We start from the raw sequence: 21,827 nt of genomic DNA, 5'->3' as shown, positions 1-21,827 counted from the left end.
CAACATTTCAGAATATCTTACCACGCAAACTCCGCTGCCGCCGTTTCTCCCATACCCATGCTTCCTTTTGGAACTTGACCTGAGTCAGACTGCAAAAATGACTTATGTGTTGCTACTCGACCGTGCCACACTCTCGCAGAAAAATCTCTGGATAGATGAACGTGGATTCGTGTTTGTCATTTTTACGATTTGCTCTTTGGCTGAGCAGCTAGGGCGCAGCACTGTCAGTGTTTCCAGTGCGCTTAAGGAATTGGACGCTGCGGGATTGATTGAGCGCAGACGAACGCGGTTTTCTTCGCCCAATCACATCTTTGTGAAAATTCCAAATGTTGAATAGTTCTGCGTTTTTCACGATTCAAGAACCGCCAAAATCACGATTCTGTGATGCAGATTCTTAATGGCATCTGCAAAAGATATTTTTCCTATGCAGTATAGCAGCCTTTAAGACTGTATCGAAGAAAACTTTCACCTAACCAACGTAATAAAACAAAAAGAGAAAAACGAATAGAATCCATCCATTCCTTTCCGTATTTGCACCACATGAATGAGGAGGTCTGCCCTTGAACAAAGAAAAATCTGAGAAGAAGCCCACCACACGCAAACGTGCGCCGAGAAGTCCGAAGTCCGTGCGCCTGATCGTGGAACGCCATTATATCGGCAATGTGCCGATGAATACGCTTTTTCAGCGGCTTGTGGAAGAAGAAATTCGTAAAACTGCCGAATCGTATCTCGCCGCTGGCTAATTGGACGTTTTACTGCGGAAAAGGGCTTGCATCGTCACGCAGCATCCGCTACAATGTGATTGATGAGGTCTCTTTTCCATTATGGAGGTACACATGGAAAAGGACAAAAAAGTAACTGCTTTATACTGCCGACTGTCAAAAGATGACGGTTCAAACAGCGAAAGCCTGAGCATCCGCACTCAAGATGTAATATGTAGAGGGTGGTTTCTACCGCCTAATACTATTACATGACTGGCGGCTCATTTGTGGTGAATTGGTCTGGCAGTTGTGGGAAAGGAAAAAAATCCGCATAACTGCTGACATTTTAGCACGAAGGGAGCATGAAAATGAAGTCTATTTTTGAAGAAATGGGCGGCACATATACGAAGGTTGGCGATTACTATATCCCCGACCTTGCGCTGCCGGAGACCGAGGAATATCAGATCGGTAAGTATGGCCGTATGCGCCGCCGCTACTTGAAAGAGCATCGTCCCGTCCTTTATGCACACTACCTAACAAGCTGCACCCTGCATGAACATCTTGCAGAGATAGACAAATCCTGCAATCAGCGTATGGAGATCATGTGCGAAGCTATGGCACGACTGGAAGGTGTGACCGAGGCACTTAAAGCTACCGATCAAATGGAATGGGTACGGCGCATGAACAACATTCATAACCGTGCAGAGGAAATTGTTCTGACGGAGCTTGTATATTGCTAAACACATGTTAGCCCCGCATCAGCATGAATGAACGCTGGTGTGGGGCTAATTCTGTATCACTTAGCTCTTTATATTCCAGTAGCCTTTTCGGTCAGACCCGATGCGCTCGATGATTCCTTTTTCCTTCAGCTCCTTCAGACGCTGAGAAACTGTTTTTCTGCTGATAGATAGCTTATCTGCTATGGTGGTAGATGTGTATGCAGGATCTTCGGAAATCAGGGCCAGAATTTGCATGGATTTTTCATCCAAGGTTTCTGTTACCTTTTCTGTTACCTTTTCTGTTACCTTTTCTGTCACCTTGTAGGTGGCAGATCGAATAACCCGATCCTCTGACGCTGTAAACTGAATCATAATATCGCCGGGATGCACGGTGTACGCAGGAAGCGGGCTTCCATCTTCCTTGCAAGCCTGACAGATTTTCTCAATACCACGTCCCCAGCTCTCGATGAAGCCGGCCAAATAATACACATTCGCAATCGCCGTGTTGTAAGGGCGGGATGCGTGTTTGGACATCAGGCTGTCTGCCGTCCAGTTGTCTGGAAGCCTACCACAGTTAGCGATATACAGCTTATCCTCATACACGCTGATCTGAATCGGAACGCCGCTTTCATATTGCTTGTGGCATAGAGCGTTAAGAAGGGCTTCACGCAGGGCAGCGTCGGGAACAAAATAACGCTCAATGCGCTGCATCCCTTCGTAAGTGATTTTCGCTTTCATATATTTCAGATGGATGACTTCAATGATCTTGTCAATCTGTTCCAACAAGGAGCCGTGAATTTCATCCTGATAACGGAGATCGGCATCATTCTCGAAAAAGCCGATTTTTGTGTATGCGCCCAGCTGCCAGCGGTCAGGGTCTTTGCAGAACAGCAGCATCGCTGCGTTGGTATAATACCCGGCATTGGTCAGACGCAGCTTTTCCATTAAATCCGCTTTGTCCTCGTCTAAAACGCTTTGGTCGATCCGGCCCTTCTTGGCGGCAAGGGTCTTGAATCTCTTGACCAACTCATCATCAATATCATCCAACGTAAATCCCGGCAAGGGCATATTATCCCACGAAGCACCACGTTTGCGTAGAATGAAGCTCTCCAGTTCTGGGCCAGAAAGGGTCTGCATGGTGCTGCCGCTTCTATAATAATAGACACCTTTGCAGTTTATGGCAACGGGATATGGTGGAACAACGATTTCCAGATATTCTTTCCCGTCACGCTCCAGCTGATTGACATCCACCACGATGCTCATGGCATTTCGGATTTTGTTTGGAACATCCTCCAGCAGCTTGCGGATATTGGGCAGGCCGATAACTTTTCCATCATCGTCACAGCCAATATAAATCTTGCCGCCCTGTGCATTGGCGAAGCCGCAAATCCATTCCAGATAGTCATCCTTCCACTTAGCTTTCCATTCTATGTTCTGATTTTCAGGCATTATTATCACCATCCTCTGATTTATTCTTTCCCCGGCTCTTATAAACATTATACTGATTTTTACACCTTGCACTGCAAAAAGCGGAGTTAGCCCGGTTACTCAGGAACACTTTCTGACACTGCTTGCACATCCGCAACGGCTTTGTGCTGTCCACCAGCATGAAGCTGAACATCATCTGAATCCCCAACAGCAGGGAATGGAAATCCCAATAGATCGTTGGCCTATCCAACAGCTCTATATGATAGGTGGGTGCAATGCCGCCAAATGCAGCCATAGACTTACGCAGCATATTCCGGCTTTCTTCCTCCATGGAATCATAGTCATTATAATAGAAGAAAGAGGTCAGCATATTAAATGCCCAATCCTTGAGTTGCTGTGCCACCCAATCGTAAGGCTCTGCATACGCCCGCTGGAAGCTCATGGTCTTTGCCATCGGCTCGTCCATAAAGGTCATGGTCAGTGCAATCATTGCCCGGTCGCTGGACACATTCCAACTGGATTCCACACCGTTCTTGACCACATCCAGCTTATCAAAGGGGTAAAACAGGGACAGATACTTCTCCGTCTCCATCGTTTCTTCCTTGATAAAATGGTTCTTTGGCAGATATACCGCCTCATAATCCATAAAGGACGGCGTGGTGGGCAGGGCCGTCATCAGGCCCAGCAGCCCATAGTGGGTAATAAATTCCAAGATTGCCTTTTCTACCTCTGGCTCAGAGCTTTTCTTGCCGTTCATCATCAGCATCCCCACATTCAGAGCATCCAGCACAATGTCCGGGGCTTCCTTGAGTGGGTTATAGACATCCGGCCTGGCATCCTTTGCCGGGGTGATGTATTTCTTCCCGTCCTTGCCTGTTTTGATTTCATAGCGTTCATACCGCACCCAATGGGAACGGGATTGCTCAAAAAATGTATTCATAACGCAAATCCTTCCTTTCGGTCATCTGCTTATCAAATTCAATCAGATCATTCGCTGTCCTTGCTGCTGCCAAGGGCAGCTTTCTTTTTCCTCGGCTTTGATTTGTTCTCCCGGAGGATAACGGCGTCCTTGCCATAGGCTTTCAGCAAAAGCCCATATTCCTCTAAGAACTGCCGTTCCCGCAGCGTTAGGCTTCCACAGTCGTTCTGTTTTTCCAAAAGGTAATCATAAACCGCTCTTTGCAGCTTCTTGTGGATATTCTTTCGGAGCTTTCTAATGTTTCGGTCTGTCTGTCCCCGTATCATACCCACCTGTATGGTGCTGTACTGCCGGATGGACAGGTAATACAGCACTTCCTTCTGATCAATGGTAAGGCTGCGTATCAGCTCAGAAATAAATGAGCTTGCAACCAACTCATGCAGTTCATAGGGGCAAGAAAAAATGATATCCAGAAAATTGCCGCTGGCAAGCTGGCGGTATCGTGGCAGATTCAAATACAGCGGAATCATCTTCGGATTGGGAACTGCCATGTATTCTAACGGAACATCTCCCCGGAGATTTTCATGGTCACGCTCCCGTCGTTCCCGATTCCGATCCAACCTGTCCCATTCGCTGACAACGTATCGAAAGTCGTCCTCTGTTCTTGCAGCATCCTCCAGCCGTGCCAACGCCTCTGCCCGTATCTGGCGCTTTAAGCGTTTTTCGCTGACAGGAGCAGCTTCTTCCTCTTCGTCCTCCAGTTCTACGGTGTAGTCCCTTGGGTTTTCGTCCTGCTCCAGCTCTCTTTCCAGCTCTAAGGCTCGTTCTTCGGAGAGGATTTCCTCTAACTGCTCGTTTTGTATCGTCAGATCGGAGGCTTCATCCCATTCGGTTAGGTCATCACCGTCATCCGGGAACAGGAGAAATGTTCTATTTTCATCTGTCATGACCTCACCTCCGAAAATTTTTTGAATTTCTTTCAAAAACAGTTCCGATTTACACCCCGGATTTCTCCTATTAGTGAGAGGGTAATCTGATAAGCGGTTATTTAGGTTACTTTTTCAACCCGTATCAAGAGAAAGGAGGACGCAAGTTGCGGTAGCTTTATGAAACATGACACAAGATGCCACCGACTTACATCAGTCGGAACCACCATTAGTATATCAAACGAACATGAATTTTTCAAGGAGGAACGCTATGGATAAAAACAAACAGGCACAGTATATGATAAGACGTATTGGCGGCACCACCTACAAGGTGAGAGTCGCTTTCAGTGAAAGTGGGAAAGAGACAATGGAGGATAAAATTTTACGAATGATACGCAACGAAGTAGTTACAAACGACGGAACTTGTGATATAATTGGTGTACCACAAATGAGCCGTCAGTCTGAAAGGAGCGCATCATGAGCATCATTCAGACTGAGGACAAGATCACCGCCTTATACGAACGACTTTCCCGTGACGATGACCAGATTGGGGATAGCAACTCCATTGTGAATCAAAAGAAATACTTGGAGGGCTATTGCGCACAGCAGGGGTACACAAACTTTGCCCATTACACGGACGACGGATTCTCAGGCGGCACATTTGAAAGACCGGCATGGAAAAAGCTGGTGGCAGACATTGAAGCTGGCAAGGTGGCTCGTGTGATCGTAAAGGATATGTCCCGAATCGGACGTGACTACTTGCAGACCGGCTTTTACACGGAGGTTATGTTCCGTCAGCATGGCATTCATTTTATTGCCATCGCCAACAGCGTGGACAGCAACGACCAGAACAGCAATGAATTTGCTCCGTTCCTCAACATCATGAACGAGTGGTACTTGCGTGATCTGAGCCGCAAGCAGAAAACCGCTATCCGTGTGAAGGGGGAATCAGGCAAGCCTACCACCAACAGTGCCATCTACGGCTATAAGAAAGACCCGAACGACAAGCACCATTGGTTGATTGACGAGGAGGCCGCCGCCGTTGTGCGGCGCATCTTCCGTCTGACCATCGAGGGAAAAGGCCCCTATGACATTGCCAGAATCCTTTTTGAAGATAAGGTAGAAGCTCCGGCGGTCTATTTTGCAAGGAAAGGCATTGGCGTTTGGAAAAGTAAGACCGAGTTCGCATATCCTTATAACTGGAGCGGCTATATTGTGGGGCAGATATTGTCTAAGCCTGAGTATATGGGGCATACGGTCAATTTCCGTTCCCACAAGCTGTCATATAAGGACAAGACCTCTATTCCTAATCCCAAGGAGGACTGGCTGATCTTCGAGAACACCCATGAGGCCATTATCGAGCCGGAAACATGGGAGCTTGCTCAGCAACTGCGGAAAACGCCACGGCGTATTGATACCATAGGCGAAGCCAATCCCCTGACCGGGCTTTTATACTGTGCGGACTGCGGCGCAAAGATGTATAATCATCGTTCCAGAGGCGGTACAGAAGGCACTCCGTATCCGTCGGATTTCTTTGACTGCTCCTCTTATACACTGGCACATCAGAAGCATGGAAAGGACTGCTGCGGGCACTATATTACCACTAAGTCGCTGCGTATCCTTATTTTAGAGACAATCCGCACTGTCAGCCAGCTTGCCATAGCAGATCGGGAAAAATTCACCGAGAAGATACGAGCCGCTTCACAGGTCAGGCAGGTGGAGGCGGCCAAAGATGCCAAACGAAAGCTGAACAAAGACCGTAAGCGCCACAGTGAGCTGGATACGATCATTAAAAAGCTCTATGAATCCTTTGCCGTAGGCCGAATTTCTGAGGAACGCTTTGACAGCCTGCTTGCTGAGTACGAAGTCGAACAGAAAAACCTTTCCGCACAGATTGCAGAAACGGAGGAAAGCCTGACGAGCTATGAGGAAGATACTGCCCGTGTAGAGCAGTTCCTTGCTTTGGCAGAAAAGTACACCGATTTCTCCGAGCTGACTACACCGATGATCAATGAATTTATTGATAAAATCATCGTTCATGCCCCGGAGCGCATCGACGGGGACAGAACGCAGGAGGTAGAAATCTTCCTGAAATTCATCGGAAAGTTTGAACTTCCTGCCCCGGAGCTGACAGCAGAGGAAATCAAGCGGCAGGAGCAGCTACGCCAGCATCGCATCAAAAGCCGGGAGCGCTATCAGTTGATTAAGGCCGGGAAGCACACCGTTGGGCAGCCTTTTCAGCTAACCTGTAAGTGCTGCGGTCAGGGATTTGAATCCAAAAGCTCGGCTGCTATGTTCTGCGGACCGAATTGCCGGGCGAAGTTCTACCGGCAGGAAGCGGCAGAAAACAGGCGGCGTGACTGCACTTGTGAAAACTGCGGTAAGACCTTTTCCACCACAAGAAGCAATGTCAAGTATTGCAGTGATGAGTGCCGATATGAGGGGCATATCAAAGGCCAGCGGGTTCGCAATGCAGCGAACAGGAAGGAAAAACTGGCAGCGGAGACAGTTACCTCTCCGGCTTAATATTTCCAATAAAACAATAAATTTTGAGGAAGCGGTTTGCCTTATATCAGGGCAAGCCGCTTTTTCTACGCAAAGGAGGACACATGAATTTATTCGAAACCGTAAAAAACAACGTCAGCCTGCGGGAAGCGGCACAGGCGTATGGCCTTGAGGTCAACCGGCACGGCAAGGCGCTCTGCCCCTTTCACAATGACAGACACCCCAGCTTGTATGTGGCAAACGACCATTATTATTGCTTTACCTGCGGAGAGCATGGAGATGTCATTGACTTCACTGCAAGGTTGTTTGATCTCAAGCCCTACGACGCAGCCATGAAGCTGGTGATAGACTTTCATCTTGACCCGGACAAGCCGCCCAGCGCAGCGGCACTCAATGCAAAGCGTATCCGAACAGAAGCACAGAAGCTCAAAGAAAACGAGCGTCTGTGCTTTTCTGTTTTATCGGACTATTACCGTTGCTTGGAGGAATGGAAAGCATACTATGCGCCGCAAACGCCGGATGAGCCAGTCCATGATTTATTCGTGGAAGCCTGCCACAAGCTCAGTCAGATTGAATATGAACTGAACATTCTCACCTTTGGTGACAGCTATGAGCGTCGGGAAATTGTACAGGACTGGATGACGGATGGTGAAATCATAGCACTAAAGGAGCGTCTGGAACAACTGCGAAAGGAGGAAACCTATGGACGAATTGAATACCCCAATGGTTATGCCGCCTGAAGAAAGCATTCCCGATTGGTATGATGGAAAACGCATCAACGAAGTGCTGTTTTGTCAGCAGTTCTTAAAAAAGCATCCCATGAAATGTGTCAGAGGAAGGCTGTTCACAGTGGATGGACTGATTGAGGACGAGGCGCAAATCGGCAATCTCATTCTGGAGGAGATCTCCGGCTGTCTGACCTCCGGGCTTTCCAAGGTGGTGGCAAATCTGCTGGCCAGTATCAAGCTGCAAGCCTATTCGCCGCCCCTGCCCATCGAGACTGACCGTATCCATGTGGCAAACGGGACACTCTTTCTGGATGGGCGTTTCACCGAGGACAAAAGCTATTGCAACAACCGTCTGAGTGTGGCCTATCTCCCCGATGCACCGCCGCCTGTGCGCTGGCTGCAATTTTTATCCGAGCTGCTTGTCCCGGAGGACATTCCCACCTTGCAGGAGTATATGGGCTACTGCCTATTGCCTACCACAAAGGGGCAGAAAATGCTCCTGATGATTGGTAAGGGCGGCGAAGGAAAGAGTCGAATCGGACTTGTAATGCGCTCCATGCTGGGAGATAACATGAATACCACCAGCATCCAGAAGGTAGAGAACAACCGTTTCAGCCGTGCAGACCTGGAAAACAAGCTGCTGATGGTGGATGACGATATGGATATGAGTGCCCTGCCCAAGACCAACTATATCAAATCCATCGTGACCTCAGAGTGCAAGATGGATATGGAACGCAAGGGTGTTCAAAGCTATCAGAGCCAGCTTTATGTCCGCTTTCTTTGCTTCGGCAACGGCGCTTTAACCGCTTTGCACGACAAGTCAGACGGCTTCTTCCGCAGGCAGATCGTGTTGACCACCAAGGACAGGCCAGCAGGACGAGCCGATGATCCATTTCTGGTGGATAAGCTGACACAGGAGCGTGAGGGCATCTTTTTGTGGTGTCTGGAGGGTCTGCGGCGGTTGATTGGGAACGAGTATCAGTTCACCATCAGCGATAGAGCCAAAGAAAATATGGAGACAGTAAAGCGCAGCAGCAACAATGTGATCGAGTTTTTGCAATCCGAGGGCTATATCCGCTTTAAGGCCGACAGCGAAGCCAGCTCCAAGGCTATCTATGAAGCCTATCTCCGCTGGTGCGAGGACAACGCACAAAAGCCTATGTCAGCAAATCGTATCAGCTCAGAGCTGGCCCAGAATGAACGGCTTTATAATGTGGAGGCTACCAACAATGTGTACGCAGCCGGAAAGCGGGTGCGTGGATTTATCGGAGTGGAGGCGATGAACTTGCTTCCTTATTAAATATGAGAACTGGACTTCAAAACTGCCGTACATGCCGTACACGATGTACGGCAGTTCTCAACTCCGTTTTCAAAAAGCTATTTTACCGCAAAATCAGCGTTCTTTATGTGCAATGTGCTGCGATTACCGCATTTTCTTGCGGTATAAACAGCGATTTGACAAAGCAAACGCAAAATCCAAAGACCAATCGGTGTACAGCGGCGTACAGCACTGGCGTTTACCGTACAGAGCCGTACACAAACAATCTATTTTCAAGGCCGCACAGCGGCAGAAAGGACAAACTATGAACTATATGAACAATAACCCTATAATCATCGGCATCGACCACGGCTATGGGAATATCAAGACTGCACATTGCTGCTTTCCTACGGGCGTGATCATCTCTGACAAGGAGCCGACCTTCAAAAGCAATCTGCTTGTCTACAACGGCAGCTATTACACCGTGGGCGAAGGTCACAAGGAGTTTATCTCTGACAAAATGACAGACGGTGACTACTATATTCTGACCCTTGCTGCCATTGCAAGAGAGCTGAATATCCGCAAGCAGACCTCTGCCCGTGTGCATTTGGCGGCGGGGCTCCCTCTTACTTGGGTCAGCGAACAGAAGGATAGCTTCAAGGCGTACCTGTTGCAGAATGAAATGGCGGATTTCATTTTCCGTGGTGTCAGCTATCATGTGGAGTTTGCCGGAGCGGACATCTTCCCGCAGGGCTTCTCCGCTGTGGCGGACAGACTGCGGGGATTCAAGGGCATCAATATGCTTTGCGACATTGGCAACGGAACGATGAATGTCATGTATATCAACGAGCGCCGTCCGCTATCTCAGAAGTGCTTCACGGAGAAGTACGGGACAAACCAGTGCATGATTGCTGTCCGGGAAAATCTCATGCGGCAGTTTGGCGCATCGGTAGATGATACGATTCTGGAGCGTGTGATTCGCTTTGGGACGGCAGACATCAGCGAACGCTACCTAACTGCTATCCAGAACACAGCGAGGGATTACACCGCAGGCATCTTCCGCAGACTGCGTGAGCATGAGTATGACCCGGAACTGATGAGGCTCTATGTTGTCGGCGGTGGAAGCTGCATGGTGAAGAATTTCGGAGAATATGATGCCAGCCGGGTGATGATCAATGATGACATCTGCGCCACAGCCAAGGGCTATGAGCTGCTGTCTGCACAGAAAATGCAAAAGAAAGGCGATCTTGTATGAAGCAAATCTACACAACAACACTTCGGCTGAATCTGGAGAACGAAGCAGACCGCAGGGCGTGGGAGCATTTGCAGAGCCTTGACAGGCGAGAATATCGTTCAGTCAGCAAGGCAGTCGTTTCGGCGGTCAACGCTTACTTTGACCGTAGCAAGCAGCTTGCCGATGATCCCTATCTGGAAACACGGGAGAAGGAGGACGCTTTCCTCAGCCGGATCGAGGATACCATCTCACGCAGCTTGCAGAGCTGTACGCCGGTAAGCCTTGGCGGTATCCTACAGCTTATGCAGAGCGCACAGCCTGCCGCTGCTCTTGTTTCGGAGGAAACCGAGGAGGACATTTCAGCTGCGCTGGATTTTGCAGACGGCTTTTGAAATTACTTTTCTTGATTTTACTACTATGTTGGTGGCAATACAATCCGTCTTTGCTACCAAATTGGCAATTCTCAGAATGAGGAAAACAATTTACCATCAGTTCTGCAGGGAGTTGGTATCTGTGTGATACCAGTTCCCTGCTTTTTACTATCACGAAGCCGCCCAGCGGCAGAAAGGAGCCAGATATGGCAAATAAAAAGATCATGACCAAGGAAGAATTGCAGGCCAAGCACCGATTGGAGGAGGCACAAATGCGGGATCGGGCGAAAGAGCGAAAGGCCCGTACCAGACGCTTGATTCAGGAGGGCGCTGTTTTGGAGAAAGTATTTCCAGAGGCTCAGCAAATGGAGCTTGAAAAATTAGAGGACTTGTTATATGAGAAGCTACACTAATCTGCGAGGGGCGTTCCGGGCAACCGGGGCGTCCCTTCCTTTTTTATCCCGAAGGGCGCACTTACTCACCACCTGCGAAGCAGGCGGTGGTATCCCTTCCGTTGGTCGGGCTCGTGCGCTCTTCACGAACTGTCCATCGGACACTTCTCCAGAGAGGGCAGGAAATGCCGCAAGTCAGCATTCCCTGTGCAGTCGGCGCTTCTGCTGATGCAGAGATTGCTGCTTGTCGCACCAATCCGGCAGATACTCTGCCCGCCTCCTGCCTGCGAAAACCTGCCACCGGCAGCTTTATCGCAGATATGGGCAGCAATGCAGCCCATTTTCTCTTTGCAAAGAGAAACAGAAACCAAGGGGTGGCGTTTTACCACCCCCTCACAAAATACGAATCGAGGTGAACGCAAATGGCAATTTACCACTTGGAGGCAAAGGTGGTCAGCCGGGGAGCCGGACGCTCCGCCTGTGCAGCCTCCGCTTATCTCAGCTGCTCCCACATCCTCAATGACTATGACGGAGTACAGCACGATTACACCCGAAAGCAGGGGCTTGTGTGGCAGGAGGTATTCCTGCCGGACATGGCCCCACCCGCATGGCAAGACCGAGAGGTTCTCTGGAACGCCGTGGAGGAAAACGAGAAAACCAAGGACAGCCGCTTAGCCCGTGAGTTTGTGGTAGCCCTGCCCATAGAGTTGTCCCTAGAGCAATGGCAGACGCTGTTGACGGACTTCGTACAAAACCAATTTGTCGCAGACGGGATGTGCGCCGATCTGGCAATCCACGATCCTGATCCACCGGGTCATAATCCACATGCCCACATTCTCTTGACGGTGCGCCCGCTTGATGAAAGCGGCAAATGGCAATACAAAACGGAGAAGGAATATCTCTGCAGCCGTGACGGTGAGGAACGGGGCTTTACCGCTGCCGAGTTTAAGGCTGCACAGGCTGACGGATGGGAGAAACAGTACCAGTACAAGGTAGGCAGGAAGAAAGTGTATATGACACCATCCGCAGCTGAGGAACATGGATATGAGCGTGCCAGCAAGTATCCCAAAAGCACCAAATACGGGAGACAGAATCCCATTTCTGAACGCTGGAACAGCGAGGAACAGCTCCTTATCTGGCGCAAAGCATGGGCAGATGTGACAAACAAATATTTGGAGCGATACGGTCATGAGGAGCGCATCGACCACCGCAGCTTTGTCGAGCGAGGCATTGACGAGCAGCCCACCATCCACGAGGGCGTGATTGCCCGTGCTTTGGAACAGAAAGGTATCGTGTCCGACAGGTGCGAACTCAACCGTCAGATCAAGGCGGACAACAGGCTCCTGCGGGAACTGAAGGCGCAGTTCAAGAAAATTACGGAGGCGGTGAAGAACACGCTGCCCGCTATTGCAGAAGCGTTGGAAAAGCTGCGGGAAAATATGCTGATCTTCTGCTATCAGTTAGGGCATATCCGCAGCAGCAAGAAACAGATGACCGGTGCCTTGAATATTCTGAAGCCAAATCTGGCACAGTACCGCTCCCTTGTGCAGCAGATAAAGGAAACAACCAAAGAACGGAAGTCCCTACTGGCTGAAAAGAAATCCCTTCCTGCGATCCACTTTGTCAGGCACCGTGAGCTTGCCTCCAAAATAGCCGAGTTGACGGAAAAGTTAGAGGAGCTAAAAAGCGAAAAGGCTATGCTGCTTCATTCTCTGGAATACCCAGAGGACGCCACAAGCGATATCTTCCAGCGCCAGATTGACCGCTATGAAGATAATCTCAAACGGCTTGAGGCGCAGGAGAATAAGTATGCCGGAGAGCTGGAGGCTGCATTGTCTGAGTATGCCGAGCTGAAAGAGCAAGCTTCCGGCTTTGATTCCTTGCAGCTTTATCTGGAGCGGAAGGCACTTCGACCTGACAGAGAGAAAGCAGCAGCCCAACGCATTGAAGCGGCTTATGGCGACAAGTTCAGTTGGTGGTTGATGGAGAGTGGCCTACGGGATGTGTCTGGCTATCTTGACGAATATGCACAGGAAAAGACAATGGATCGAGAACTGCGGCAAAGGCGGCGATCGGAGCGGCTTGAGCGTAAGATGAAAAACAGAGATATGGAACGTTAAAAGTGCTGGAGGTTGAAACTTCAGGTGAAGTCTGTGACATAGGGGGATGGAGATAATCCCTATACGTCAAGCGTAAAATAAGCACCGGTATGGGTTTTCCATACCGGTGCTTGCAATATTTAATCGAATTCTATCACTTAAAATCAAAAGAGTTTTCCAACAACTTATCAAGTGCTGCCATCAGTTCCGCTCGAACAGCCTCTCTTTCACTTTCTCCGCCTGCATTTTCGATATAGATGGAATAGTTATCAAATGTGATATAGGCGTAATAGATCACAGTCTTAATTCCTTCGCTGTTTGCATTTGTAACGAAGTAGCCAGCTTTAACTGGCGTATCTCCAACCATAGATACATTTCCCTTGCCAATTACGGTAGTATCCATAAGATTGTTCCCAGACAGCGAAACAACAAATTTCATATCGCTGTAATGACCATCAAAGCCAACAAATGCTACATCGTCCAAGGTAAAGAGGGCATCTCCGGAAATCGGAAGATCACCGAAAATAGTCTGAACCTCATCTTTGGTCAATGCTCGTGCTTGCAAGTTCAAACTCAGAGCAGAGGCTACCGTATCTGCTTTAGTGAAAGATATGGTAGTTCCATCACCTAATGTAGCTGTTTCTGTACTTTTGCCGAATAATCCCATACTAAACACTCCCACCACGATTAGACAGAGACACGCAGCAATTGCCCCAAATTTCAGCCAAATGCTTTTTTGTTTCTTTGCCTGATAACTCGCCGTTTCTTCGATATGACGGCTACCAATGCCACCAACGGCGTCAGAGATGTTCTTTCGTGTCATAAATCATACCCCGCTTTCTGTAAATGATTTTTAAGTTTGCTTCTGATTCGGGAAAGGCGAACAGACACATTGTTATTTGTTGTACGAAGCCTCTTTGCAATTTCTGTAATGCTATCTGAGTACCAATACCTTGCTACAAACATAACCCTGCTTTCCTGATCCAAGCTGTCAAGGAAACGATCAATTTCCTGTGACAGCTCCTTTGCATCCACTTCCTGTTCAATAGTAGATGCAGAAGTTAGGCACTCTTCCAACTCATCAAGTGCAACATCATAGTAACTGTTTCGCTTTAGTGCAGTATTTGCGTGGTATTTTGCGGTAGCGATATTGCGGGTAATACGAAAAATATAGGTTCTGAGTGGGTCAGGTCTTTCTGGAGGAATTGCATTCCACGCAGCAAGGTATGTATCATTTACACATTCTTCTGCGTCGGGTTCGCATTTCAAAATGTTGTTTGCAATTCTTTTGCAAGTTGAACCGTATTTTGCAGCAAGTTCAGCTATTGCCTGCTCAGTACGAGCAAAGAACAGTTCAATGATCTTCACATCCTCTAACAAGGTATCCACCTCCTCACCTATGTACTATGGATCTGGCGGACAATCTTACAGAAGCGAGGGAAAATTTCACACCTTTATTATAGTACATTGCAATTCTATTTTCTATCGCCTCAGCAAAATCGTTTGGCACCAGTCGAGGTCGCTCGGCAGTCTGAAAATATGGTCCTTCGGTTTTGGTAGAGTTGCTCGCAGCAGAGGAGGCGTAACAAAAAATTAAAGGTAGCTGCCCGGACAGAATGGGTTGGGTGGAAAAATAAATAATATCCGAAACAGGATGACGGAAATTGTTAGCGCCGAGTTAATTCGTACACAGTTAGTGTTTAAGTGTTTACAAACAGCCCATTGATATTGTTCGTTTGTGCGTATATAATATATATAACTATTTGATGCGGAGGTAAACTATGTTTGAATACATGACAGTACAGGATGCGGCTAAACTTTGGGGAATATCGGTGCGTCGTGTTCAAAAGCTGTGTGAGGAGAATCGCATTGATGGAATTGTTCGGCTACCTCGTGCATGGCTAATTCCCCAAGATGCCCAAAAGCCGGCTGATGGAAGATATAAACAAAATAAAAATGAATTTATAGCTGACAACAAGGAGAACACACGATGAGTAAATTGTTATTAGTGGAGGATGACCAAAGTATCGTATCCTCATTATCAGACTATTTAGGAAATGAAGGGTTCAAAATCGAAAATGCTCCCGGTCAAAAAGAAGCAATAGAAAAATTGGATAGCGACCAATACGATATAGCCTTGGTGGACATTCAATTATCAAACGGAAATGGTTTTTCTGTTTGTTCTGCAATTAAAGAAAGAGGAACTATGCCAGTTATTTTCTTAACGGCTTCTGATGATGAATATAGTGTTGTGGCTGGGTTAGATATGGGGGCTGACGATTATATCAGCAAACCGTTCAGACCAAGAGAACTGCTTTCAAGGATCAACAGCGTATTAAGGAGAACTAAGAACACACAAAACATTATCAGTTACCTCGACTTAGTTGTGGACACAAATCAAGCAACCGTATCAAAGAATGGGAAAGAGATTTTGTTGTCTGCTATGGAATATAAGTTGCTGTTAGTCTTTTTGCGTAACAAAGGTATTGTCCTTTCTCGCAGAAGATTGTTGGAGCTTTTATGGGACACTACTGGGGAGTTTATCAATGATAATACATTGACTGTCTATATGAAAAGGCTACGTGACAAAATTGAAACCAATCCGCAGGAGCCGGAAATCATAATTACCGTTCGTGGGCTTGGCTATAAGGTGGGTTGATATGGACTTTATCAGAAATAAAGAAGTTAAAAGGCAAATTGTTGTCAGCAGTATTCTTATTCTATTTTGGGGCGGCATTGGCATTATCGTTGATAGCAAAGCTGTGTGGATTGTTCTGTCGGCTATCATTTCATCCAGTGCAGTTTCCCTCTTTTTCACATATCAGAGATACAAGAAAATTGCTGATTTTAGTTTGCATATTGATAGGCTGTTACATGGAGATGAAAAAATTTCTTTTGGGCAGTTTCAAGAAGGTGAGTTATCTGTTTTACATGATGAAATATCCAAGATGACAAGACGGCTTATTGAACAGGCAGAAGCTCTGAAAATGGAGAAAGGTAATTTGGCAAATGCTTTAGCCGATATTTCACATCAATTAAAAACACCTTTGACATCGCTGAATATCTTAAATGCTTCTCTGTGTAATGAGGAACTGACTGACGAAGAAAGGTATGAGCTGATCCGCGAACAGACTATGCTCTTATCAAGAATGGAGTGGCTGATAGCCACACTTCTGAAAATATCCAAGCTGGATGCAGGAACGATTACTCTAAAGCCACAGGCGGTATACTTAAAAGATGTGGTAGAAAAAGCAATTCGTCCTCTGGAGATTGCGGCAGAATTAAAAATGCAGACAATCACGCAAGTGATTCCGGCAGAATTAAAACTATCTCTTGATACTGATTGGACTGCTGAAGCCTTGGGGAATGTAATCAAAAACTGTATCGAACATTCACCAGAGGGCAGCACTATCGAAATCAAGGCAATAGAAAGACCTCTTTTGACACAGATCATTATAGAGGATAGCGGAACAGGTTTTCAGGAAAAAGACATCCCCCATTTATTTGACCGATTTTATCAAGGAAGTGGCTCTACAATCGGTAATGCCGGTTTGGGGTTGGCTCTGGCAAAGACGATCATTGTCAATCAGGGTGGTGTCATCCAAGCGAAAAATCGGGAGTCAGGCGGTGCAAAATTTGAAATCTGCTTTTATCGGGGGACTGCTTAATGCAGCCCCTTTTTAAGTGACATTTTTGTAATGAAAAAGTAATGAAGCAGTCACTTGGCTTTGCTATACTGAATTGCAAAAATATATGGAGGAACTTTTTATGGAGATATTAAGAGTAGAGAATATCTGCAAAACCTATGAAATGGACAATGCTCCTGTCCATGCTTTGTCAGATGTTTCTTTTTCCGTCGATAAAGGAGAGTTTGTTGCAATCATTGGAGCATCTGGGTCTGGCAAGTCTACCCTGTTGCACATTTTAGGTGGTGTTGACAGACCGACTTCGGGAAAAGTATTTGTGGATGGACAGGATGTTTATGAGCAAAATGAAGATGAATTGGCTGTATTCAGAAGAAGGCAGGTTGGGCTTGTCTATCAGTTTTATAATCTGATCCCGGTTTTGACTGTCGAGGAAAATATCACGCTGCCGATTCGATTGGATGGGCGTAAAATCAATCAGGAGCGTTTGAAAGAACTGCTATCCACACTCAAACTGGTAAAGCGTAGAAAGCACCTGCCAAGTCAGTTATCCGGCGGTCAACAACAAAGAGTGGCAATCGGACGAGCGTTGATTAACGCACCTGCGATTATCCTTGCGGATGAGCCAACGGGAAATCTGGACACGGAGAACACAAGGGATATTATGAAACTTCTGCGTGAATCCAATGAAGTCTATCGCCAGACAATGATCCTGATTACCCATGACCGTGAAATCGCAATGCAGGCAGACCGTATTCTGGAAATTCAGGATGGCAGACTTGTGAGGGATGAGGTGATACGCTGATGAATATGATTTTCATGCTTACACTCAGGAATCTGTTGTCGAATAAAAAGCGTACCCTACTCACACTTTTAACCATTCTTTTGTCAATCAGTATGATAACCGCTATTCTCTGTGGGGGATGGTCGTTGGTTGATTTTTTGAAAGAGAAAGAAAAAGTGTATGGTGGCGATTATGACTACTACATGGAGGATTTGACTTGGGAGCAGGTTCAAGAGCTATATAGTCAAAACAATGTAGGCGAAGTTTCGCTTCTCCGCTTTGCCGGAAACAGTTTTTACGGGGAGAAATCCAACAGTACAATGCTCTCCGTTGGCGAGATTGACGAGAACTTTACCCAAAGATTTTCGTTAAATCAGTATTTGCTTGCAGGGCGTTTCCCGCAAGATGAAAATGAGATTGTTATTTCAGAATCTTTTTTGAAGAAAAACAACATGAATACAGAGATTGGAGATACGATTTCTTTAACTCTTGGTTCAAGAATTTGGGATGAATATAATGCCCAGCTTTCCGGGCTGACAAATTATAGGGGCGAAGAAGAAAGCTTCGTTCCAACAAAAGAGAAAGCGTATGTAGTTGTTGGTATTCTGTCAGATGTGAATGACTCAAAAATCGCAGCAAACTATAATGCCTTTGCAGGTGTTGACAAAACGGCATCCGATTTTGCTGCGTATGTCAAGGCAAAGAATTTATCCAATTCGATCTATACAGAAGCCGAAGAAGTGGCTGCGGCAGTAGACAGTCATGTAGCAAAGTTTCATTCGGAATTGTTAGTCTATCATGGAATTACCGGGGGTAAAGGAGCTGCAAAACTGATTGCTTTGGTGGTCATGGTCGTTTGTCTTTTGATGGCTGCATCTGCTTCAATGATCAGCAACGCCCTCTCCATTTCCTTACAGGAACGAATTAAGCAGATGGGAATGCTATCCAGTATTGGAGCCACAAAAGGGCAAAAACGCCTTAGCGTATATTTAGAAGCCTTCCTTTTGGGAGTGGTGAGCATACCCTTTGGATTGGTTGTTGGTATCCTGCTATCTGCTCTGTTATTAAGTGTGGTCAGGGCAGCTTTTGGAGAAACATTCACTTTTGGCATCGTAGAACTGTCCTTGAAGGTAAACGGATTGATCCTGCTCGTCAGCGGATTATCCGGCATTGCTTCTTTGTACTTCGGAAGTAGAAAGCCTGTGAAGCAAGCAGCTAAAATTACAGTTATTGAAGCGATCCGCCAGTCTAACAATGCGGTATCAAGAAAGAAATTCCGTGACGGAAAAATCGTTTCTTTGGTTTTTGGCATTTATGGTTCGTTAGCAGCAAAAAATATTAAGCGTAATCCAAAACGCTTCCGAGCGATTACCGGCTCTATTTTCTTGTCGGTGGTAATTGCCCTTTCCTTATATAGTTTCTCTGATTTTATGCTTTATCAGACATCCTTGGATATGAAGGAGGACGGTTCCTGTTATACTGATGTGATTTCGATGATTCAATACAAAGATATTCCTGTCGCAATCGGGGCATTATCGGATGAAAATATCACTGCGGATGTTTCCTATTCTTTTCAGCGATATATGACCGCTGAATTTTCGCAGGAACAAATCAATCCTGATATGCAAGGATATTTTATCAATGGTACGAAAGCAGAGGTATATGTCGTAGGATTGGACGAAGAACATTTTGTCTCTTTTTGCGATGAAAATGGATTCAGTCTGGATGTGACAAATTTCAATCATGGAATTTTGCTCAATCAGACTATGGGATACTATAATTCGGCACAAAATCGGGTAATTGCAGGCTCACCGTTTCTTATTGAACCGGGAACAGAAATCATTCCGCTGGGGGCATCCGAGGATGCCTTGCCGATTATCGTGGAAGAAATCGTTTCAGAAGAAAATGCAAATATCCAATCCATGTTTGTGAGAGATCGAGCTGTCCTCATCGTGCCTTTAAGTTATTTTAACTTGCTGATAGATGATAACGCCTATGTGGAAATGAGAATACAGACAGCACAGCATAAAGAAGCAATGGAATGTCTGGCTGACAGAGGATTTCCGCAAACTGTGGACATTGCAGCCGCAACGAATAATTCCAGACAGGTATATACGATTGCAAAACTGGTAATCTGCCTGTTCTCGATCCTGATGACGGTTATTATCAGCTTGAATGTTTGTAACACTATCTCGAATACGATTCATTTGAGAAGAAGCGAATTTGCTGTTCTGCGTTCTGTTGGTATGACTGCCAAAGGATTAAAATGTACGCTATTGCTCGAAGCTGTTTTGTACGGCGTAAAAGCATTGGTTCTTGCGTTGCCTGTGAGCTTTTTGATTCATTGTGCTATCTACTACTTCATATCGTCGGGTATGACACCATTTGCTTTTTATATGAACGGCGGTATTTATGCTCTTGCAGTTATGGCTGTCGGCGCTATGGTATGTATCGCTATGCTGTTTGCTGTTAGAAGCGTATCAAAGGTGGAAATTGTAGAGGAACTGAAATTGAGCAATATGTAATCATTCAATCTAACAAAGCAACTGAAACAGAGGTAATAGAAATTGCGTAAAAAGAAACTGGTAAAGAGAGTTGCAGGCATTGCTTTGACTGTTGGTGCAGTTATACTTGCCATTGTATGTGTTGGTAAAGTAAATCGCATTCAGAACGAAAAAGATATTATTGGCACATGGAAGGATGCAAATGCTGAGGAGATATTTACCTTTCAAGAAAACGGGGAACTTGCTGTGAGTAAAGATATGCCCGATTCGGGTCTATCCTGCGGTGACGCATATTATAGTTTTTCTTACTCGGATATAATCTGTGTTACACAGGGAAATAGTAGTGTAGAATTTGAGATAGAAGTAGATCAAAACGAATTGAAAATCTTCTTCATGGGACAAGAATATCTGGAATTGGAAAAGTAATGATTACAAATAAAAGAAAACCATTGAGCCGATAATTCGCATCCTTTGCGGACTAACGGCTCTGCATATATTTTGAACGCTATTTTCAGAAACATTGTGTTTTGCAGAAAAGCCCCTTGACAAATTCCATCTCAAAAGTCAATGCTTATGGAGTATGCCACACGCAACGGTTTCGGGAATTGCCAGTACTATGTTGATGATGGTTACAGCGGTACGAACTCTGACCGCCCTGCCTTTCAGGAACTTCTGGATGATATCCGGGAAGGAAAGGTGGCAACAGTCATTACCAAAGACCAGTCCCGACTTGGACGCAACCACATCGAAACCGGAACGTATATGGAAATCTTCTTTCCTGAACACGGTGTCCGCTATATTGCAATCAACGATGGTTATGATTCCAACGAGCAATCTCAGATGGATATTGCCCCGTTCCGAAACATCATCAATGAAATGTACGCCAAAGACACTTCCCGAAAGATCAAGAGTGCCCTTCGGACACGCAAGAAAAGTGGAAAGTATATCTCCAGCGGCGCACCGTTTGGCTACCAGAAAGACCCTGCCGACCACAATCACCTTGTGATCGACCCGAGCACCGCCCCCGTTGTTGAGTATATCTATTCAATGGCAGAGGAAGGGCTGGGGCTTCACCGCATCGCCAAGCGGCTCCACGATGAAAAAGTCTTGAAGCCGTGTTACTACAAGAAAGAGATGTTTGGCCGCTTTATTGATGATGAAAAGATGTATGATTGGGACAGTGCCTATATCAGTCAGGTTCTGCACAGCCCAGTCTACGCCGGACACATCATCTACGAAGCCAAGCCCACCGTGTCCATGAAATCCAAAAAGCGGCGTTATATTCCGTTTGAAGAACGCGCTATCGTTCCGAATACACATGAAGCAATCATCCCACAAGACCGTTGGGAGAACGTGCAGCGAATCCTTTACAGCCGTTCCAGTAGTTTTATGTGCGATAAAGACCGACTACGACAATATCTTCAAAGGCATCGTCCGCTGTGCAGACTGCGGCAGAACGATGTTAGTCAAGGTCGAGCACAGGCGCAAACGTAACAGTGTTCTGGATCAGACCTTTTATTGTTGCAGCACTTATCGGAAATATGGTGCGAAAGCCTGTGACTCGCATAATTTGGAAGCCCGTGTTCTGCATGAAGCTGTCTTTGCGGACATTCAG

At 46.5% G+C, this 21,827-nt stretch carries 24 protein-coding genes and 1 pseudogene; 20 read left to right on the top strand and 5 right to left on the bottom strand.

All coding sequences use genetic code 11. From position 1 onward, the window contains the following. Positions 1-97 precede the first annotated feature (97 nt). From MTP43_RS04390 to MTP43_RS04380, 3 genes are all read left to right on the top strand, one after another. Positions 98-337, top strand: coding sequence for a replication initiator protein A (locus tag MTP43_RS04390; RefSeq protein ID WP_005945119.1), 240 nt, complete (start codon positions 98-100; stop codon positions 335-337). 223 nt (positions 338-560) lie between these two features. Next, entirely contained in the window at positions 561-743 is a 183-nt protein-coding gene (locus tag MTP43_RS04385) for a hypothetical protein (protein WP_005945116.1), read from the top strand. 326 nt (positions 744-1,069) lie between these two features. Continuing rightward, positions 1,070-1,441: a TnpV protein gene (locus tag MTP43_RS04380; protein WP_055145291.1), complete on the top strand. Its 372-nt coding sequence runs from the start codon at positions 1,070-1,072 to the stop codon at positions 1,439-1,441. 60 nt (positions 1,442-1,501) lie between these two features. Here MTP43_RS04380 and MTP43_RS04375 read toward each other — a convergent pair whose 3' ends face one another. The 3 genes from MTP43_RS04375 to MTP43_RS04365 are packed head-to-tail and all read right to left on the bottom strand — an operon-like array spanning position 1,502 to position 4,714. Continuing rightward, the gene (locus MTP43_RS04375; protein WP_055145294.1) at positions 1,502-2,869 is read right to left on the bottom strand and encodes an ATP-binding protein; all 1,368 of its coding nucleotides are present in this window, start codon (positions 2,867-2,869) and stop codon (positions 1,502-1,504) included. Beyond that, complete coding sequence (locus tag MTP43_RS04370) at positions 2,862-3,788, bottom strand: hypothetical protein (protein WP_055145297.1); 927 nt, start codon at positions 3,786-3,788, stop codon at positions 2,862-2,864. Before MTP43_RS04370 ends, MTP43_RS04375 begins: the two co-directional genes overlap by 8 nt. Before the next feature lie 47 nt (positions 3,789-3,835). Continuing rightward, complete coding sequence (locus MTP43_RS04365) at positions 3,836-4,714, bottom strand: hypothetical protein (protein WP_055145300.1); 879 nt, start codon at positions 4,712-4,714, stop codon at positions 3,836-3,838. Positions 4,715-4,964: 250 nt separating this feature from the next. On the opposite strand from MTP43_RS04365, the gene MTP43_RS04360 reads away from it, so the two are divergent. From MTP43_RS04360 to mobQ, 9 genes are all read left to right on the top strand, one after another. After that, positions 4,965-5,174 carry a transposon-encoded TnpW family protein gene (locus tag MTP43_RS04360; RefSeq protein WP_055145303.1) on the top strand — a complete coding sequence of 70 codons (210 nt, stop codon included), beginning with the start codon at positions 4,965-4,967 and terminating at the stop codon, positions 5,172-5,174. Beyond that, positions 5,171-7,219, top strand: a complete 2,049-nt coding sequence (locus MTP43_RS04355; protein WP_055145306.1) for a recombinase family protein — start codon at positions 5,171-5,173, stop codon at positions 7,217-7,219. The genes MTP43_RS04360 and MTP43_RS04355 overlap by 4 nt, the downstream gene beginning before the upstream one ends. Positions 7,220-7,302: 83 nt before the next feature. Then, positions 7,303-7,938, top strand: a complete 636-nt coding sequence (locus tag MTP43_RS04350) for a CHC2 zinc finger domain-containing protein (protein ID WP_055145308.1) — start codon at positions 7,303-7,305, stop codon at positions 7,936-7,938. Continuing rightward, positions 7,901-9,226 carry a DNA primase family protein gene (locus MTP43_RS04345; RefSeq protein WP_330375650.1) on the top strand — a complete coding sequence of 442 codons (1,326 nt, stop codon included), beginning with the start codon at positions 7,901-7,903 and terminating at the stop codon, positions 9,224-9,226. Before MTP43_RS04350 ends, MTP43_RS04345 begins: the two co-directional genes overlap by 38 nt. A 283-nt stretch (positions 9,227-9,509) precedes the next feature. Beyond that, positions 9,510-10,439, top strand: a complete 930-nt coding sequence (locus tag MTP43_RS04340) for a ParM/StbA family protein (RefSeq protein ID WP_055145311.1) — start codon at positions 9,510-9,512, stop codon at positions 10,437-10,439. Further along, positions 10,436-10,810, top strand: a complete 375-nt coding sequence (locus tag MTP43_RS04335; protein WP_055145314.1) for a hypothetical protein — start codon at positions 10,436-10,438, stop codon at positions 10,808-10,810. Before MTP43_RS04340 ends, MTP43_RS04335 begins: the two co-directional genes overlap by 4 nt. Before the next feature lie 203 nt (positions 10,811-11,013). Then, positions 11,014-11,202, top strand: a complete 189-nt coding sequence (locus MTP43_RS04330; RefSeq protein ID WP_055145756.1) for a hypothetical protein — start codon at positions 11,014-11,016, stop codon at positions 11,200-11,202. A 164-nt stretch (positions 11,203-11,366) separates the two neighbouring features. Beyond that, the gene (locus tag MTP43_RS04325) at positions 11,367-11,597 is read left to right on the top strand and encodes a hypothetical protein (RefSeq protein WP_055145317.1); all 231 of its coding nucleotides are present in this window, start codon (positions 11,367-11,369) and stop codon (positions 11,595-11,597) included. A gap of 6 nt (positions 11,598-11,603) precedes the next feature. Further along, complete coding sequence (gene mobQ / locus MTP43_RS04320) at positions 11,604-13,301, top strand: MobQ family relaxase (protein ID WP_055145320.1); 1,698 nt, start codon at positions 11,604-11,606, stop codon at positions 13,299-13,301. A gap of 133 nt (positions 13,302-13,434) precedes the next feature. On the opposite strand, the gene MTP43_RS04315 is transcribed toward mobQ, so the two are convergent. Both MTP43_RS04315 and MTP43_RS04310 read right to left on the bottom strand, forming a co-directional pair. Next, a complete protein-coding gene (locus MTP43_RS04315; RefSeq protein ID WP_055145323.1) occupies positions 13,435-14,103 on the bottom strand; it encodes a hypothetical protein in 669 nt (222 codons plus the stop codon). Then, positions 14,100-14,660 carry an RNA polymerase sigma factor gene (locus MTP43_RS04310; RefSeq protein ID WP_055145326.1) on the bottom strand — a complete coding sequence of 187 codons (561 nt, stop codon included), beginning with the start codon at positions 14,658-14,660 and terminating at the stop codon, positions 14,100-14,102. Before MTP43_RS04310 ends, MTP43_RS04315 begins: the two co-directional genes overlap by 4 nt. 401 nt (positions 14,661-15,061) lie before the next feature. Between MTP43_RS04310 and MTP43_RS04305 the strand changes: the two genes are divergently transcribed. The 8 genes and pseudogenes from MTP43_RS04305 to MTP43_RS04270 form a co-directional block, all read left to right on the top strand. After that, entirely contained in the window at positions 15,062-15,274 is a 213-nt protein-coding gene (locus MTP43_RS04305; protein WP_055145329.1) for a helix-turn-helix domain-containing protein, read from the top strand. Further along, positions 15,271-15,939 (top strand): response regulator transcription factor, encoded by a 669-nt coding sequence (locus tag MTP43_RS04300; RefSeq protein ID WP_055145332.1) that lies wholly within the window; start codon positions 15,271-15,273, stop codon positions 15,937-15,939. Before MTP43_RS04305 ends, MTP43_RS04300 begins: the two co-directional genes overlap by 4 nt. 1 nt (position 15,940) lies before the next feature. Continuing rightward, entirely contained in the window at positions 15,941-16,948 is a 1,008-nt protein-coding gene (locus MTP43_RS04295) for a sensor histidine kinase (RefSeq protein WP_055145335.1), read from the top strand. A gap of 100 nt (positions 16,949-17,048) precedes the next feature. Further along, positions 17,049-17,729: an ABC transporter ATP-binding protein gene (locus MTP43_RS04290; RefSeq protein ID WP_055145338.1), complete on the top strand. Its 681-nt coding sequence runs from the start codon at positions 17,049-17,051 to the stop codon at positions 17,727-17,729. Then, positions 17,729-20,233 (top strand): ABC transporter permease, encoded by a 2,505-nt coding sequence (locus MTP43_RS04285; protein WP_055145341.1) that lies wholly within the window; start codon positions 17,729-17,731, stop codon positions 20,231-20,233. Before MTP43_RS04290 ends, MTP43_RS04285 begins: the two co-directional genes overlap by 1 nt. Before the next feature lie 42 nt (positions 20,234-20,275). Then, positions 20,276-20,638, top strand: coding sequence for a hypothetical protein (locus MTP43_RS04280; RefSeq protein ID WP_055145343.1), 363 nt, complete (start codon positions 20,276-20,278; stop codon positions 20,636-20,638). Positions 20,639-20,785: 147 nt separating this feature from the next. Further along, positions 20,786-21,706, top strand: coding sequence for a recombinase family protein (locus MTP43_RS04275; protein WP_249235106.1), 921 nt, complete (start codon positions 20,786-20,788; stop codon positions 21,704-21,706). After that, positions 21,672-21,767 (top strand): annotated as a pseudogene (locus tag MTP43_RS04270) (hypothetical protein); the annotation flags it as partial. The gene MTP43_RS04275 and the pseudogene MTP43_RS04270, both read left to right, overlap by 35 nt. Positions 21,768-21,827 lie beyond the last annotated feature (60 nt).

The sequence above is a fragment of the Faecalibacterium sp. IP-1-18 genome (genome assembly GCF_023347355.1).
Classification (GTDB): Bacteria; Bacillota; Clostridia; order Oscillospirales; family Ruminococcaceae; genus Faecalibacterium; species Faecalibacterium prausnitzii.
Note: the sequence above shows the minus strand (reverse complement) of the source record. Positions and strands in the feature narration are given on the sequence as shown.